The organism is Paenibacillus jepli (assembly GCF_047238105.1).
Taxonomy (GTDB): Bacteria; Bacillota; Bacilli; order Paenibacillales; family Paenibacillaceae; genus Paenibacillus_D.
On sequence record NZ_JBDFMD010000001.1, the window covers coordinates 4535304 to 4550583 of the forward strand.

Annotated in this window: 20 protein-coding genes; 14 read left to right on the top strand and 6 right to left on the bottom strand. The window is 55.8% G+C overall.

Features of this window, described 5'->3' with window-relative positions:
- Nucleotides 1–281 precede the first annotated feature (281 nt).
- Genes ABC336_RS19595 through mnhG form a run of 7 tightly spaced genes read left to right on the top strand, consistent with a single transcriptional unit; the run spans nt 282 to nt 6053 of the window.
- Entirely contained in the window at nt 282–2660 is a 2379-nt protein-coding gene (locus tag ABC336_RS19595; protein ID WP_413242564.1) for a Na+/H+ antiporter subunit A, read from the top strand.
- Nucleotides 2657–3091: a Na(+)/H(+) antiporter subunit B gene (locus tag ABC336_RS19600; RefSeq protein ID WP_413240244.1), complete on the top strand. Its 435-nt coding sequence runs from the start codon at nt 2657–2659 to the stop codon at nt 3089–3091. The genes ABC336_RS19595 and ABC336_RS19600 overlap by 4 nt, the downstream gene beginning before the upstream one ends.
- Entirely contained in the window at nt 3091–3429 is a 339-nt protein-coding gene (locus ABC336_RS19605) for a Na(+)/H(+) antiporter subunit C (RefSeq protein WP_413240245.1), read from the top strand. Before ABC336_RS19600 ends, ABC336_RS19605 begins: the two co-directional genes overlap by 1 nt.
- Nucleotides 3422–4906, top strand: a complete 1485-nt coding sequence (locus ABC336_RS19610) for a Na+/H+ antiporter subunit D (RefSeq protein WP_413240246.1) — start codon at nt 3422–3424, stop codon at nt 4904–4906. Before ABC336_RS19605 ends, ABC336_RS19610 begins: the two co-directional genes overlap by 8 nt.
- A 5-nt stretch (nt 4907–4911) precedes the next feature.
- Nucleotides 4912–5397: a Na+/H+ antiporter subunit E gene (locus ABC336_RS19615; protein WP_413240247.1), complete on the top strand. Its 486-nt coding sequence runs from the start codon at nt 4912–4914 to the stop codon at nt 5395–5397.
- Nucleotides 5390–5665 (top strand): monovalent cation/H+ antiporter complex subunit F, encoded by a 276-nt coding sequence (locus ABC336_RS19620; RefSeq protein ID WP_413240248.1) that lies wholly within the window; start codon nt 5390–5392, stop codon nt 5663–5665. The genes ABC336_RS19615 and ABC336_RS19620 overlap by 8 nt, the downstream gene beginning before the upstream one ends.
- A complete protein-coding gene (gene mnhG, locus ABC336_RS19625) occupies nt 5652–6053 on the top strand; it encodes a monovalent cation/H(+) antiporter subunit G (RefSeq protein ID WP_413240249.1) in 402 nt (133 codons plus the stop codon). The genes ABC336_RS19620 and mnhG overlap by 14 nt, the downstream gene beginning before the upstream one ends.
- Nucleotides 6054–6172: 119 nt before the next feature.
- Here the strand turns inward: mnhG and ABC336_RS19630 are convergent, their stop codons facing one another.
- On the bottom strand, nt 6173–7024 hold the full coding sequence (locus ABC336_RS19630; protein ID WP_413240250.1) for an aldo/keto reductase: 852 nt from the start codon (nt 7022–7024) through the stop codon (nt 6173–6175).
- 159 nt (nt 7025–7183) lie between these two features.
- Here ABC336_RS19630 and ABC336_RS19635 point away from each other — a divergent pair, with 159 nt between their 5' ends.
- A complete protein-coding gene (locus ABC336_RS19635; RefSeq protein ID WP_413240251.1) occupies nt 7184–7702 on the top strand; it encodes a MerR family transcriptional regulator in 519 nt (172 codons plus the stop codon).
- A gap of 336 nt (nt 7703–8038) precedes the next feature.
- Here ABC336_RS19635 and ABC336_RS19640 read toward each other — a convergent pair whose 3' ends face one another.
- Complete coding sequence (locus ABC336_RS19640) at nt 8039–8251, bottom strand: hypothetical protein (RefSeq protein WP_413240252.1); 213 nt, start codon at nt 8249–8251, stop codon at nt 8039–8041.
- Between the two features lie 211 nt (nt 8252–8462).
- Between ABC336_RS19640 and ABC336_RS19645 the strand changes: the two genes are divergently transcribed.
- Together ABC336_RS19645 and ABC336_RS19650 are read left to right on the top strand one after the other, a co-directional pair.
- Complete coding sequence (locus ABC336_RS19645) at nt 8463–8816, top strand: ArsR/SmtB family transcription factor (RefSeq protein ID WP_413240253.1); 354 nt, start codon at nt 8463–8465, stop codon at nt 8814–8816.
- A 29-nt stretch (nt 8817–8845) separates the two neighbouring features.
- On the top strand, nt 8846–9355 hold the full coding sequence (locus ABC336_RS19650) for an SRPBCC domain-containing protein (RefSeq protein ID WP_413240254.1): 510 nt from the start codon (nt 8846–8848) through the stop codon (nt 9353–9355).
- A gap of 122 nt (nt 9356–9477) precedes the next feature.
- On the opposite strand, the gene ABC336_RS19655 is transcribed toward ABC336_RS19650, so the two are convergent.
- Nucleotides 9478–10206: a DUF998 domain-containing protein gene (locus tag ABC336_RS19655; protein WP_413240255.1), complete on the bottom strand. Its 729-nt coding sequence runs from the start codon at nt 10204–10206 to the stop codon at nt 9478–9480.
- Nucleotides 10203–10970, bottom strand: a complete 768-nt coding sequence (locus tag ABC336_RS19660; RefSeq protein ID WP_413240256.1) for a MerR family transcriptional regulator — start codon at nt 10968–10970, stop codon at nt 10203–10205. The genes ABC336_RS19655 and ABC336_RS19660 overlap by 4 nt, the downstream gene beginning before the upstream one ends.
- A gap of 34 nt (nt 10971–11004) precedes the next feature.
- On the opposite strand from ABC336_RS19660, the gene ABC336_RS19665 reads away from it, so the two are divergent.
- Nucleotides 11005–11271, top strand: coding sequence for a hypothetical protein (locus tag ABC336_RS19665; protein ID WP_413240257.1), 267 nt, complete (start codon nt 11005–11007; stop codon nt 11269–11271).
- 42 nt (nt 11272–11313) lie between these two features.
- Here the strand turns inward: ABC336_RS19665 and ABC336_RS19670 are convergent, their stop codons facing one another.
- Nucleotides 11314–11523, bottom strand: coding sequence for a YrzA family protein (locus tag ABC336_RS19670; protein ID WP_413240258.1), 210 nt, complete (start codon nt 11521–11523; stop codon nt 11314–11316).
- Nucleotides 11524–11807: 284 nt separating this feature from the next.
- On the opposite strand from ABC336_RS19670, the gene ABC336_RS19675 reads away from it, so the two are divergent.
- The 3 genes from ABC336_RS19675 to ABC336_RS19685 all read left to right on the top strand — a co-directional run bounded on the left by ABC336_RS19675 (nt 11808) and on the right by ABC336_RS19685 (nt 12976).
- A complete protein-coding gene (locus ABC336_RS19675; protein ID WP_413240259.1) occupies nt 11808–11981 on the top strand; it encodes a hypothetical protein in 174 nt (57 codons plus the stop codon).
- 198 nt (nt 11982–12179) lie between these two features.
- A complete protein-coding gene (locus ABC336_RS19680) occupies nt 12180–12560 on the top strand; it encodes a transglycosylase domain-containing protein (protein WP_413240260.1) in 381 nt (126 codons plus the stop codon).
- Complete coding sequence (locus ABC336_RS19685) at nt 12500–12976, top strand: penicillin-binding transpeptidase domain-containing protein (RefSeq protein WP_413240261.1); 477 nt, start codon at nt 12500–12502, stop codon at nt 12974–12976. Before ABC336_RS19680 ends, ABC336_RS19685 begins: the two co-directional genes overlap by 61 nt.
- A 147-nt stretch (nt 12977–13123) precedes the next feature.
- On the opposite strand, the gene ABC336_RS19690 is transcribed toward ABC336_RS19685, so the two are convergent.
- Complete coding sequence (locus ABC336_RS19690) at nt 13124–15280, bottom strand: alpha-amylase family glycosyl hydrolase (protein ID WP_413240262.1); 2157 nt, start codon at nt 15278–15280, stop codon at nt 13124–13126.

Genomic DNA, 15280 nt, shown 5'->3' on the forward strand with positions numbered 1-15280 from the left:
CCTAAAGTCGGACTTTACAAAACAACCAACAAGCTGTAAACTATTGAACAGTCAATATGAATTGTATACTGCACGAACCGGAGGAGCCTGCCAACAGCGGGCTCTTTTTGCGTTTTTTTCTGGAGACTCCCTTATTTTGGAGGTGAACGGTTGTTTTTGAGCTGCTTTAGGAAGGTTTTGTCGAAAGGCGGGGAAAATGGATAAGAACGTTCGAAATATGGAAAGCTTTGCAATAAATATCATTTGAGAAGGGGAGTTAATCTGTGCTGCACTTGGCAATTATGGCACCTTTTCTAGTCGCACTTCTGCTCCCTGTACTGTTCAGATGGACACGTTCAAGGCAGATCGGCTGGGTCATGCTGCTTATTCCGGCCGCGTTGTTTTCGTACTTCGCGACACACTTGCCCGGGATTGGACGGGGGGAGACGATCCTTCGTGAGCTCTCCTGGGTGCCTTCACTGGGTATATCTTTTGACGTTTATGTCGATGGCCTGGGCCTGCTGTTTGCTCTTCTGATCACAGGTGTAGGCACGCTTGTCGTCTTATACTCGATCTTTTATCTGGATTCGCGCAAGGAGAAGCTGCATCATTTTTATTTCTATCTGCTGATGTTCATGGGGGCGATGCTGGGCATCGTGCTTTCGGACAATCTGATTATCTTGTATGTATTCTGGGAGCTGACCTCCCTCAGTTCTTCACTGCTGGTCGCTTTTTGGTACGACCGTGAGCGTTCGATCTACGGCGCCCGCAAGTCGATGCTCATCACGGTGTTCGGCGGCTTTGCGATGATGGCGGGCTTTGTCCTGCTATATGTAGAGTCAGGAACCTTCAGTATCCAGGCGTTGATCGCCCAAGCGGACAGCCTGCTCGCCAGTCCGCTCTTTTACCCGGCGATGGTGCTGGTGCTGCTCGGCGCCTTTACGAAGTCAGCCCAATTTCCGTTCCACATCTGGCTGCCGGATGCGATGGAAGCGCCGACTCCGGTCAGCGCCTATCTGCACTCGGCGACCATGGTCAAAGCGGGTATCTACCTGGTCGCCCGCATGATGCCTGTCTTCGGGGCATCGGAGGCCTGGTTCTGGACGCTGTTGATCACCGGTCTGGTGACGTTGTGCTGGGGATCCGTATCGGCGGTTAGACAGTATGATCTCAAAGGCATCCTCGCTTTCTCCACGATCAGCCAGCTTGGTCTGATCATGATGCTGCTGGGCATCGGCTCGGCGGCGATGTTCGTCGGAGGCGAAGAGATGCAGCGTGTATATGCCGCTGCGGTGGTGACGGCGATGGTCCATCTGATCAACCATGCGACCTTCAAAGGGAGCTTGTTCATGACTGTCGGCATCATCGACCACGAGACAGGCACGCGGGATATCCGCCGGCTCGGGGGCTTGATGACCGTAATGCCGATCGCGTTTACGGTCGCGCTCTTCGGTCTGTCTGCGATGGCCGGGCTCCCGCCATTCAACGGATTTATCAGTAAAGAGATGTTCTTTACGGCGATGATCTCGCTGCAGGAGCTCCCGGGCGGATCCGCGATGCTCTGGGTGGCAGTTATCGGGTGGGCGGCCAGTATCTTCACCTTCGGCTACTGCGCGATCATGCTGCTGCGAGCCTTTACGGGCAAGTTCAATCCGGGCAATTTCGATGCTCCTGTGCACGAGGCGCCGGTGGGACTGCTGGTCAGCCCGGTCATTCTGGCTGCGCTTGTGCTGCTGCTGGGGCTGTTCCCGAACCTGATGGTGCCGGGGCTGATCCAGCCCGCCGTGGCGTCTATCCTGCCTGCTCTGAATCCGGAGGTGTATGCCTTCAAATTGTATCTGTGGCACGGCTTCAACATAGAGCTGTTGATGTCTGCTGGCGTTGTGGGGTTGGGGGTATTATTGTACTTCAGCTTGCCTCGCATGGCTGGTTGGACCTTTTTCAAGCGCGAGCGAGATCCGCTGAACAAGCTGTACGACGGCGGACTTGAGACTCTTGTCACGGGCTCAGAGAAAGTAACGGGTTTGCAGATGACAGGCAGACTGCGCGATTATCTGGTCTATATGCTGATCTTTACGATCGGCCTGATCGCGTACGTCTTCTTCCGCGCTGACAGCTTCGTGATGCCGGAGGCGATCTTCGGCGAAGCGCCGCCCTATGTCTATGGCGTGTCGCTGCTCATGATCATCGCAACGTGTGCGCTTCTATGGGTCAAAGACCGGATCTCGTTCATTATCGTGCTCGGTGTTGTAGGTCTGATGATCTCGCTGCTCTTCGCCATCTTCAGCGCGCAGGATCTGGCGCTTACACAGCTGCTGGTGGAGACGGTGACCGTCATCTTGCTGCTGCTTGCTTTCCGGCGGATGCCGGAGATGACCGCCGAACGTATCCCGGTCTTCAGCCGAGCGCTCAAGCTTATCATCGCCAGCACGGTAGGGATCGGTGCTTTCCTGATCGGCGTCAGCGCCTACAGCTCCCGCACAGAGCATGGGTTTGCGTCGATCTCGGACTTCTTCAAGGAAAATACGTATGAGCTCGGCGGCGGCCAAAATATGGTCAACGTCATCCTCGTCGATTTCCGGGCGCTGGATACGCTGCTGGAGATTCTGGTGCTCGGCATCGTCGGGCTGGCTATTGTCATGATGGTCAAGCATCGGTTCAAGGGAGGCGAAGACGTATGAGATACACACGCGAGCATGATGTCATGCAGCGGGTTTGGATTACGGTCGTAATCTGCCTGCTGCTGGCCTTTTCCTGGTATCTGTTCTTTGCCGGACACAATCGCCCGGGCGGCGGCTTCATCGGCGGTCTTATGACCGCCAGCGCAATTGTGCTGATGTACATGTTTTTTGGAGCCAAGGAGACCGAGCGCGTCTTGCGCTTGTCGTATCCTGTCGTAATCTCGGTGGGACTGCTGGTAGCGGTAACGGTAGGCACGATAGGCTTGCTCGCCGGCGACGCGTTTATTACGCAGTATTTTGACTATGTCACGCTTCCGCTGCTAGGCAAGATGGAGCTGACAACGGCCATACCTTTTGATTTTGGCGTCTATCTCGTTGTGGTCGGTGCGACGATGGCGGCTACAGTAACGATTGCGGAGGATGAAGACTAATGGAATTGATCATGTTTGTCGTCATCGGCGTGCTGCTGGGAGTAGGTACCTATCTGCTGCTCTCCCGCAGCCTGCTCAAGGTGGTTGGAGCGCTGATGCTGCTCTCCCACGGCGTGCACTTGATGCTGCTGACGATGGGCGGCCTGCGCGAAGGCGCGCCTCCCCTGCTCGATGTGAGCGGCACGGCAGCGACCGACCCGCTGCCGCAAGCGCTGATCCTGACCGCTATCGTCATCAGCTTCGGCCTGACAGCGTTCCTGATCGTCCTGGCTTACCGCACATACAAAGCCCATGATACGGAAGATCTGGAGCAGCTGCGAGGTGAAAAAAATGAGTAACGTAATTATGCTTCCGATCCTGTTGCCTTTCGTGACAGGAGCACTGTTGATCCTATTCTCGAAGCGTCATAGGCTGCAGCGCATCGTGGCGAGCATCATGATGATAGTGCTGCTGATCCTGTCGGTGTATATTGCCGCAGACATCTATACGAACGGGATGAAGACGCTCGCTGTCGGCGGCTGGCAGGCGCCGTTCGGGATCATCCTGGCAGCCGACAATCTGGCGGCGATGATGGTTGTTCTGACCTCCATCGTCGGGCTGGTCTGCTTGTTCTATTCCTTCGCCACGATTCACCCCGAGCGGGAACGATATTATTTCTATCCGTTTTTCTTCTTCCTGCTGACCGGTGTGAACGGTTCGTTCCTGACAGGTGACTTGTTCAACCTGTTTGTGTTCTTCGAGGTGATGCTGCTGGCGTCATACGCACTTATGGTTATCGGGGGGACCAAGTATCAGCTGCGGGAGACGATGAAGTACGCGATCATCAATGTGTGCTCGTCCTTGCTGTTTCTGATCGCTGTAGGGTACCTGTATGGCGTGGTAGGCACAGTGAATATGGCGCAACTGGCGCAGCGGATCGGCGAGGTGGAGCAGACAGGCATCCTGCAAGTCATCGCGATCCTGTTCTTCCTGGTCTTTGCGATCAAGGGTGCGTTGTTCCCGCTCTACTTCTGGCTGCCGCGTTCCTATTATGGGCCGCCTGCCGTCGTCATGGCCTTGTTCGGCGGCTTGCTGACCAAGGTAGGCGTGTATGCGATGATCCGTGTATTTACACTAATCTTCAATCATGATATCGGGTTCACGCACCATAACTTGATGCTATGGGTGGCTGGTCTGACGATGCTGTTCGGCGTGCTTGGGGCCGTAGCCAAAGCTGATTTCAAAAAGATACTCGCCTATAACATCATCAGCCATCTAGGCTATATGGTCATGGGCCTGGGGCTGTTCACGAAGCTGGCGCTGGCCGGAGCGATCTTCTATATCGCCCACCATATCCTCATCAAGACGGGACTGCTGCTGCTCGCGGGAGCGGCGCAGAAGGTGACAGGCACGACAGATCTTAATAAAATGGGCGGACTGATGCGGACGCATCCGTATATGGCCTGGTTCTTTCTCATCCTGGCGCTGTCCATTGCGGGCATCCCGCCGCTGAGCGGCTTTTTCGGAAAATTCGCGTTGATCACTGCTGCTTTCCAGGAGGAGAGCTATCTTATCGCCGCTGTCTCGCTTATTGTCGGGCTCTTGACGCTGCTGGTAGTCATGAAGATCTTCATGAGCGCCTTCTGGGGGGGGCAGAAGCATAACGAGGAGCAGGCCAGACGTCCCGTCGGCAAGCTCTTGCTGCCAGTCAGCCTGCTGGTCGTGCTGACATTTGTACTTGGGTTTGGGGCGCAGCCATTCTTCGCTTATACCGAGATGATCGCCGAGGAGCTGTTGAATCCCGAGGGCTACATCCAAACTGTGATGAAGGAGTAGAGGCCATGCTGTATCAGATCGTATTGAACCTGGGCATCGCCGCTGCTTGGATGCTGCTGCGAAACAGCTTCACCTTTGGCGACGCCCTGATGGGATTCCTGGCCGGCTTGCTCGTAGCCTTGCTGGTGGCAAGATGGCGGGGCCATAAGATGTACACGAGCCGTGTCTGGGCTGCATGGCTGCTGCTCGTCGTATTGATCCGTGAGATCGCGATTGCCAATTGGGTTGTAATGAAGATTGTATTGCGTCCGAAGCTGAACATCACGCCGGCTATTCTGGAGGTGCCGACACGGCTGGAGTCCTCTCTGGAGCGTGCCTTGTTTGCCGCCTGCATCACGCTGACGCCGGGATCGCTGTCGATGGAGTTCTCGCGGGAAGGGGACCGGATCTTTGTGCATTATCTCGATGTTCAAGATCGGGAGGCTGCCATCATCGAAGTGAAGAACACATTCGAGAGGCGGATCATGGAGGTGACGCGAGGCCATGCTTAATCTGATTTTGACGGGCGTCCTGATGATGATTCTGTTGTCGGCGCTGCTTTGCAGCTACCGTGTATTTGCCGGGCCGACGTTGGCCGACCGGATCGCGGCCCTGGACACGCTGGGGATGCTGCTGATTGGTTTTGTAGGGATTTTGATGGTCGTGCAGGATACGACGGCTTATACGGAGATTATCCTTGTCGTAGGTTTGCTGGCGTTTGCCGGCTCGGCGGCGCTGGCGATTTTCCTGGAGAGGGGGGATCTGTTTGAGCGCGACTGAGTGGTTAATCGCTGTCCTTGCTGTGATCGGAGGCTTGTTCAGTATCATTGCCGCCATCGGTCTGATCCGGCTGCCGGATGTCTATTCGCGGCTTCATGCGACGGGCAAGAGCTCTGTAACTGCAGTAGTCTTCCTGATGGGCGCATCGTTCATCTACTTTGCTTACAGCCACGGCTGGGCGGTGTGGAAGCTGCTGCTGGTCATCATCTTCGTGGTGCTCACGACACCGGTCGCCGCTCTGATGATTGCCCGGTCAGCTTACCGCACCCGGGTGCCAATGGACCGCCGGACGCATCATGATGATCTGAAGACGTACTATGCGTCTCTGGAGGAAGATGGTCAGGCAGGGGCAGGACAAGAGAAGGTTGGTAGGTCGCCGAGTAGGTAGGCACAGGCGTACCCGGCGGCCGTATGCATACGGGCCCCGCAGCATGGAAGATGCTTCCGCTGCGGGGCCCGTTTATTGGCGTGTCGTTATATATGTCGACATTAGCGACGGATCAACGGTTACAGATCGACTTTCCAACTGCCCATCATCTTGGCTACTTCCGGGTCAGCAAGCGACAAGAAAAGACTTTCCCCTGCATCGAGAGAAGAAATCAAAGTCATATCTTCCGCGCCCAGCTCGAAATCGAAAATAGTGAAGTTCTCGATAAGCCGCTCTTTGTGTACGGATTTTGGAATCACGACGATATCACGCTGGACAAGCCAGCGCAGCACAACCTGAGCGACGGATCTGCTATGCTTGTGCGCAATTTCGGTCAGCCTGTCATTGCTGAACAAGTTGTTGCGTCCTTCGGCGAACGGGGCCCACGACTGGTGCTGTACCCCATGCTCTTTCATAAAAGCAGCGCTATTGATCTGCTGCTGGAACGGATGCGTTTCGATCTGATTGACCGCAGGCACGATGTCGTTATGGGCGATGAGATCCATCAGACGGTCGGGCAGGAAGTTGCTGACGCCGATTGCCTTGATCCTGCCTTCGCGGTACAGCTCCTCCATCGCCCGCCATGCGCCGTAGTAGTCGCCGAACGGCATGTGGATGAGGTACAGATCGAGGTAATCGAGCTGCAGCTTTTTCAGAGACTTGGCAAACGCCAGCTTGGCACTCTCGTAGCCGGCATCCTGAACCCAGAGCTTGGTCGTGATGAACAGCTCTTCCCGCGGCACGCCGCTGCGCTTGATCGCGTGTCCTACCGCTTCCTCGTTCAGATAACCGGCGGCGGTATCGATCAGACGATAACCGGCCGTCAGCGCTTCATACACCGTATTCTCACATTGCTTAGCATCGGGAACCTGGTAGACGCCAAAGCCGATAATCGGCATTTTCACTCCATTGTTCAAGGTAACAGTCTGCATTGTAATTCCTCCCTGGTTCTAGTGTAATCCGCAAGTCCGATTTCCGGGCACCACTGCCGGATTCCGTTTCCCGCCGGTTTGCGGTAAAATAAGACTAACGCCTTCGTGTAACACGAAGTCAAGCCGGTTGTGTCACTTTTTTTTCAGGGAGGAATTCGGATGTATACGGTCCAAGAGGCTGCCCGGATTACGGGGCTTACGGAGCACGCGGTGCGTTTCTACACAGACAAGGGTCTGGTGCCGAGCGTGCAGCGCAACAAAAACAACATTCGGTTGTTCGACGAAGAATCGATCAATTGGCTGTACGGCATCAAATGCCTCAAGCAGACGGGGCTGCCGATTGAAGACATCAAAACGTACGTCGATCTCTGCCTCGAAGGCGATTCGACGGTTCCGCAACGTTTCGCACTCATGATGGAATATAGGGAAGCAGCGCTAATCCAGCTGGAAGAAGCGAAGGCCCGCGTTGCCCATTTGGAAGTAAAAGCCCGCGAATATCAGGCCATTCTGGCGGGAGGTATCCCGGATACGACCAACCCGTCGACATGGGCAGTCAATCGCGAGGACACAGACAGTTGTCCGGCATCACGGTTAAAGGATGAGAGCTTTCCTGAAGACGGCGCTTCAGCCCGATGCCCAGTTGCGGCTGCGCAGGAGCAGAATACCGTCGGCGTCTAGCTGGGCCAAGAGCCAGCAACCGTCTCAGCCCAGGTGATAGAGAAGGCAGGCCTGAACCGGCATCCTCCTCGGGTACAGAGACGAACCAGCCGAGCGCAGCCGGAGCGGGTTCATCGCTGCGGGCAACTGGTGGCGTACGGAGGTGGGGCGAAGCGTAGCTTTAGAGTTCGGCCTGGTCCATGTACGCTTGTCCGCGCGGTGAGATGCGGTAGCCTGTGCCGAGGCTGATCGTCAGGCCAAGGTTCTTGAGTTTCCTCACATTCAGCTTCAGTTTGTCGGTATCCCAGCCAATCTCACCGGCCAGGTCACCCGCCCTTACACCCGGATGACGGGCGATCAACTGCAGAAATACAGTCGTCCAGGGGCCTGCGCGGAGGCCCGATCCAGCCGTGCAAGGCGCTCCTGCAGTTCCGCGTACTGCGCTGCATCGAGCTGCGTATCTTCTCTGAGCGTTTCTCGGGGGTCGTCTCCGATCCGTACGAGCTCGATACGGTATATCGTCCCCTCTTTGCTGTAGCGGTTCAATTCCTTGTCTTTTTTAAACAGCATATACTTCCCTCCGCTCCCAGTGTAATAGCTGGCTCCATTATAGCATGAGAGAGCCAGCCCCAAATTTTATTCAGAATATTCCTTTACAGGAATATTCCTTTCGTGGTATATTTGTTTCATCAAGAACACGAACCCAAGGCGAGGTGAGAAATCGGTCCGGCCTCCGCTGCAAACGGAGAGTAGTTGTTACGGTGCCAAGGAGATGGTGAGTATGGATACAACAACGTTCAGTGCTTTGTCCGAGACCAACCGGCTGCGCATCATAGAACTGCTGGCACTCGGCCCCATGACGGTCGGTGACATCGCGAAGCGTCTGGAGATGCGCCAGCCGCAAGCTTCCAAACATCTGAAAGTGCTATTGGAATCGGGGTTGGTCGAGGTAGAGGCGATCGCCAACCGAAGGGAGTACCGGCTGCGAGCGGAGCCGTTCAGACAGTTGCATGCGTGGTTGGATTCGTACCGGGACATATGGGAAGAGCGGTTCGACAATTTGGAGTTGTATTTGAAACGTCTGCAAGAACAAAACAGTGACGGCAGTGCACGGACGAAGCCGGACGGGACCTAGAACACAAATATCCTTTGGGAGGAATAACAATGACAAACAAAATGATAAGCCGGGTTGAAGGAAATGTTCTGATTTTGGAGCGAGTGTTCCAGGCACCGCGCGAGCTGGTATTTCAAGCATTCTCTGAGGCCGAGCATCTGAAGCAATGGTGGGGGCCGCGCGGATGGGCACTGACTGTCTGTGACATCGATTTTCGTCCCGGCGGGGTATGGCATTACTGTATGAAATGCGAAGACAAAGCATTAGGCGATTTTTACGGAATGGAGTCCTGGGGAAAAGGGGTCTATCGCGAGATCGTGGCGGGCGAGAAGATCGACTACACCGATTACTTCTCCGATGCGGAAGGGAACGAGAATCCGGAGATGCCTGCAACCGAGATTACGATCAGTTTCGAGGATCATGATGGTGGCACCAAGCTTGTCAATCGGGCCGTTTACGCTTCTGCTGAAGGCCTGAAAACAGTCCTTGATATGGGCATGGAGCAGGGCATCACCGAAACGTGGGACCGGCTGGAGGAGCATCTGGCTGCACAACAGTAATCCTGATCCGGCAGCCGAGAAGCTTGACACCCGATTCGCCATTTGTGGCGTTCGGGTGTTTTTTGCGCAACTAATCGCATGTTCTTCTATAGTGGCATGCTTGGTTTTTGATAAAGTATGAGTTACCCGGCTTTGTGCTGCCCGTCCGTGCGCCAAAGCACAATCGCTGTCACGCTCATCCACAGGTAGACCGAGGCGTAGAGAACGCGCTGCAGCAGGCCGCCAGACAGGTCGATGGGACCGAGCTGCACGAATAGCAGTAAGAGGGAAGCGGTCGTCACCGCTGCGGACGCCCAGGTCCACAGCGCCAGCCATGGTCTGTCCTTCCGCAGCGTCAGCGCGATCAGGATGAGGGCGGGGATCTGCACGATCATGCTTGGGAGCGAGCCCAGCGTGTGTATCCAGAAATCGATGTCAGCGGGTACGATGCCAGCCGCGATATTGCTCAGGCCGTAGATGATCCACAGGACGGCTGCAGCCCTGGTCTTCTTCAGCGACGGCAGCCAGTAGCGCAAGCTCAGGGCACCGGCGATCGTAGTCAGACCTGCGAGTGTGAACGCCCAATTGATCGTGAGATGCATAGGGGAGCAAATCGCATAATCGGCCAAGAGATAGGCATGCTCTCCGCAGACCGTCACGCCGAGATCGCTCATCGGCTGCTGGAGCGGATCAAATGGAGCGGTCGTAGCCCGGGTCACCACATATTCGGCGACGAAATAAAAGCTGATGGCGATCCAACTGATCCTGCCAATGAAGGAAGCAAGTCTCTGCCGGCGTTGGATAACAACTAAGACGACAAGGGCGGCCAGTGACAGACCGGCCATGAGGAGATAAGCAGCAGGTATTATCATTGCTCGTCCCCTTTCTGCGAGGTCTCCTGCGCAAAGACGGCATAGGCAGCTTCGATGAAGGCCAGCAGCGGCGGGTCGAGCGGATACAGCTGTAGCCGCCTCGATGCTTCCGGCGAGGTGCGGGCGGACCACAATTTATCGAGAAATTCAGGGGCATCCCCAAACGTTTCTTGCGTCTTATCGTTCATACTGCGGATGATGCGCTGTACGGAAGCTCCAGCTGGCTCGGCTCCATCGGCCAGCAGCCGTTTCAATTGACCGATCAGAGCGATCCACTCCAGCGAGTCGGGATCGTCTCGGCTGACGCTCGGCAGCCGCTCCCACAGCGCCAGCTCCTGATCGTCGAACAACTGGCTGCGATAGCGCTGTTTCTGCTCGGCGCTCTGGCCCGACAGCTGGATCAGCTGCTCAATCGAGGACAGCGAGACCTCGCCTTCGATCGTCTCGCTGTGCATGACGCCGCGCAGCGCCGCCTCCATCGCCGCCAGCTTCTGCTGCTCCTCCCGGATATAGGTCATCTGCTTGCGGAGCCTGCTGGACCAGTCCCATTTCGGATCGCTAAGGATCGTCCCGATCTCCTGGAGCCGGAAGCCGATCGACTTCAGAAACTGCACCTGCTGCAGCTGCTTGATCTCTTCCTCGCCGTACAGCCGATGTCCGCCCTCCGTCTTGCCGCGAGGCTTCACCAGTCCGATCTGGTCGTAATAACGGAGTGTTCGTACCGTGATGCCGGTCTGTTTTGCTAGTTCGTGTATAGGTACCATAGATCAATTCCCCTCCTGCGGATCATTATACAAGATGACGTTACGTCAGTTTCAAGGGGGCCCTCCTCGCCATTACGCTGGTGTGGAAGACGTCAAAAGCTTTATGCGCCGTGTGTTTGATTTTATGCAAGATTTGAAGCTTCGTGGTGGTGCAGCTGCAAAGGATTGGAACATTTTGATTGCAGGTTTCCGGTGTACGACCGGAGCGATCGGCGCTTTTTTCGAGGGGATACCGGAGGATGGCAATATCTTGCGGTTATCTTCAGCTAACGGGGATTTTAAGGTGTACCGGTTCGCTTGATGAGACCATAGGGAAGGGACAGTCCGTCCCTTCCCGTACCCCTCACAGCTTTGCTTTGAAATGAACGACTGCGCTATAGACGATCTTGGATGCATTGGGATCAAATATTGCTTGATGCTGAACGGAAGCGACATCGAGCATCAACGCTTTGTTGTTCTCGATCTGGGTATCGATGCGCTGCTCTAATGTTTTCAGATCATAGGCCTGAAAAAACTCCACTTTATTTTCGATTCGACTAAGTGAAAATTCCAACTATATTCTCTCCTGTTCCCGGTGCTGTGCTGCACAGGCCGATTTTTCCTCCTATTATATCATTAACTCAACTTTCGCAGCTTACGTTATATCACACTCGAGGCTAGCCTCCTTTATTAATGGCCTAATTACTTCAACAAGTACTTGTGACAGGAAAGTAGTGAAATTTTCGATTTCGGGAGAAGTTGACTCATTAAGCTTTCGTTAAGGGGATTAGATGCATAAAGTTAAGATTTATCCGTTACAATGCAGCTATCTACTGTAACGAAAGGGCGTATCCTGCCATGAGCTTTAATCGTATTCGTCTGCAGTTCTTAGACGCCTTGTTGATGACTACGGGAGGCCTCTTTCTTGTGCTGTTCTTCCTGCGCTCCAATAAGATCAAAGACCAGGTCGAAGCCTGGTCCCGGAAGCGGACGGGGCGTCTTGAGGCAGACGGCGTGGAGCGGAAATTGTGAGGGCACGGTTCGGCTTGGGCGGGGCGCTGTCCCGATTTCGCTCCCGCTATATCCTACACTGGGCATTTGACCTGACACTGGCAGGTCTTGTCGCGGGAGCTGGACTGTGGCTGTACTTGTCATGGGGCGGGGAGGCCTGGCTCGACAAGGAGGGAACACTGCGGGCCAGCTGCTGCGTAATGCTGCTGCCGACTGTACTTGAATCACGTCTATATGGGACGGGGGCAATACGGGGTGCGGGCTGCTGCCAAGCGTTACTATGGCATAGACGATCTGGGGCGGCTGGAGCTGTGGCAGATGGCTTCGCTGGCAGCGATCCCCAAGGGCCCCTCCGTCTACAATCCGGTCGACGGGTACGAGCGCAACAAGACGAGACGCCAACTGGTCCTCAGCCGCATGCATCAGCAAGACATCATCACGGATGAACAAATGCGAGCGGCCGCAGCCCAAGATGGCGATTCGCCAGCCGCTACGGGAGCGGCTTCAGGTCGTTACGCTGCTTACATCGATTATGTATTGTGGGAGGCGGAGATCTGGCGACAGCGCTGGGCGGGATGCGGGAGGGCGTGTCGCCGCTAGTGATGGCCCAGGCGTACAGCGCCTTTGCCGATCAAGGCGTATTGCACGAGACGCATGCCATCCGGGAAATCCGCGACGACGAAGGCAACATCGTCTACGCCCATCTCGCTGCCGGCACGCCGATGATGACGGAGGGCACAGCCCGTGACATGACGGCAATGCTGCGCCAGGTAGTGGAGCGGGGGACGGGCAGAGGCGCTCAGCTCCCAGTCTGGGCGGCAGGCAAGACCGGCACGACGCAACTGGATATGGAAGGCGCCCCGGAGGGAGCCAATCGCGATCTGTGGTTCGCCGGTTATACTGCTGAGCTGACCGCAGCGGTCTGGCTGGGCTATGATGTCAATGGCAGTGATTATCTGCAAGAGGGAAGCGGCGCGGCAGCCCGATTATTTGCTAACATTGCGGGTCCGATGTGAGCATGGAAGGTGAATATTATGCAATTGCTCCTCTGGAACTACAAATTGCGGACCCAACCGCAGCCAATAAAAGCTGCCGGACCAGGCACTGGGCTTGGTCCGGCAGCTTTTGTTATTGCAAGGGTACAATCTATTCGGTTATGAATTCTACGGCTGCCAGTTCACATTGACAGTGCCGACGCCGCTGGTTGGCGTGGTGTAGGTGTGGTTGCTGCCGCCTTCCCAGGTGACGACGGTGCCATTTTTCTTGATGAATTTGAACTGCAGCGGCGTTCCGGCAGGGACGCTGACATCATAGTACCATGTCGGATACGAGGTGATGATCTGATTGAACATCGGTCCGATCGCCTTGGCTGGGTCCCAGCTGCCCAGTTCTGCCGTATTGCCGACCAGGTAGACATTCTCGCCAAGCACCGTGTTGGCATTGTTGATGATGAACCGGACGGATATCTGATCCCCTGAAAGGAGATTGAAGTTGCTGTAGCTGTTGCTGTCCACAGCAGCTGCGTTTCGCACGCTCACGTTATATTTGTTCGCCGTGATGTTCGGAACAATCGCCTTGATCTGAGTATCCTCCCATTGGGTGATGTTCGCTCCCGTAACCGCAGTCGTTCCGAAATAGACGGTGCCTTTCGTGCTGCCGAAGCCGCGACCGTCGATCGTCACCGTCGTGCCGGCTTTGCCGAGATCCGGGCCGACGTTGCCGATGACAGGCGTCGTCTGGGCGGTCGTATACTGCCATACGCCGACGCCGCCCGCCGGCAGGTTGAAGGATGAGACGCCCCCTGTGCTGCCGGCTGTGATGCTGACGCCGCTGAGCAGCCCATCGAGTACATCGGTGTAGGTGCCTGCCGGCAGCGAGGTGGTCAAGCCGCTGATCGTAGCCGCCGAGGTTGTACTGCGATTGATGGCGATGACAGCGACACTGCTGCCGAATTTGCGCTCATACACATACACATCATTGTTGATCCAGCGCTGCTGCGTGCTGCCGTAAGCGATAGCCGGATTGGATTTGCGCAGCGGGGCCAGACGGCCGATCACATTGTAAGCGGTCGTGGCGGTGGAGAAGCTGTTCATGAACGGACGGTTGTCGGGATCTCCATTGCCAGCAAGATATTGCTCTGTGCCGTAATAGATCGCCGGAACTCCCCGCGAGGTGAGCGTGAAGGCCAGTGCCTGCTCGAGCCGGCGGCTATTGCTGCCGAGCGTGAAACGGTCCATATCGTGATTGTCGATGAAGGTCACCTGGTCATTGATCTGGGTGTAGTCGGCTCCGGTGGAGGCGATCGCGTCCAGGCCATACATATTATCCGTGTTGTCGCGGAACACCTGGCGGACCTTTTGATTGAAGCGGAAGTCCAGCAGGCTCATGCCCGACTCATTGGCGAAGTGGACGTTGGCCGGATCGTTCTCGTTGACACCGAGGAACCATTCGCCAAACGTGAAGACCGGCTTGTAATTGTAAATGTAGGACATCCAGTTCTTCTGCCAGCCGAGCGGCATATGCTTGACGGCGTCCACACGGATGCCGTCGATGCCCATATCCAGCCAGAGCTTGATCGCGTCCTTGAAATAGGCATCCGTCGTGTTGTTATGATGATTGATATCTGCCAGGTCGTAGAGGTTCCTATAGATGCCGTCCTCCAGGGAAGAGAAGTCGGTACCAAGGTTGTGATGGAAGATGCCGTTGGTGTCGCCGGTATAGCCGGCTACCAGCGTGCCGTTATCATAGAGTCTGCCGTTGTCTGCAAATGTCGGCTGGGTCTCCATGGCCGGGGACGTATGGTTGGGCGCGAAGTCGATGACGATCTTGATGCCGTTGGCATGCGCGGTATTGATCAGGTTCTGGAAGTCGGTCATCGTGCCGTAAGCGGGGTTGGTCTTCTTGAAGTCGCGGCCCCAGTAGCCGTGGTAGGCTGTGTTGTTGACGCCTGCATAGTTGATGACGCTGTAGATATTCTCCACGGGCTGGGAGATCCAGAGGGCAGTGACGCCCATACCGGCGAAGTACCCGTCATTAATCTTGTTAATAATCCCTTGCCAGTCGCCGCCGCAATATACCCGGAGATTCGTACAGCCGGCAGAGAAGGCAGCGCCGGTCGGATTGTTGGCCGGATTGCCGTCCGAGAACCGGTCGGTGAAGATCTGGTAGATGACATCGGTAGAGAAGCCTTGCTTGTTAAGGACCGAGGTATCGGGAGCGGCGTGAACTTCGGCAACCGGGAACACAGGCAGTACAAGTCCGGCGATAAGAGCGAGGGTGAGCAGCCACTTGGCGAACAGCTTATTTGCGACTAATTTCAT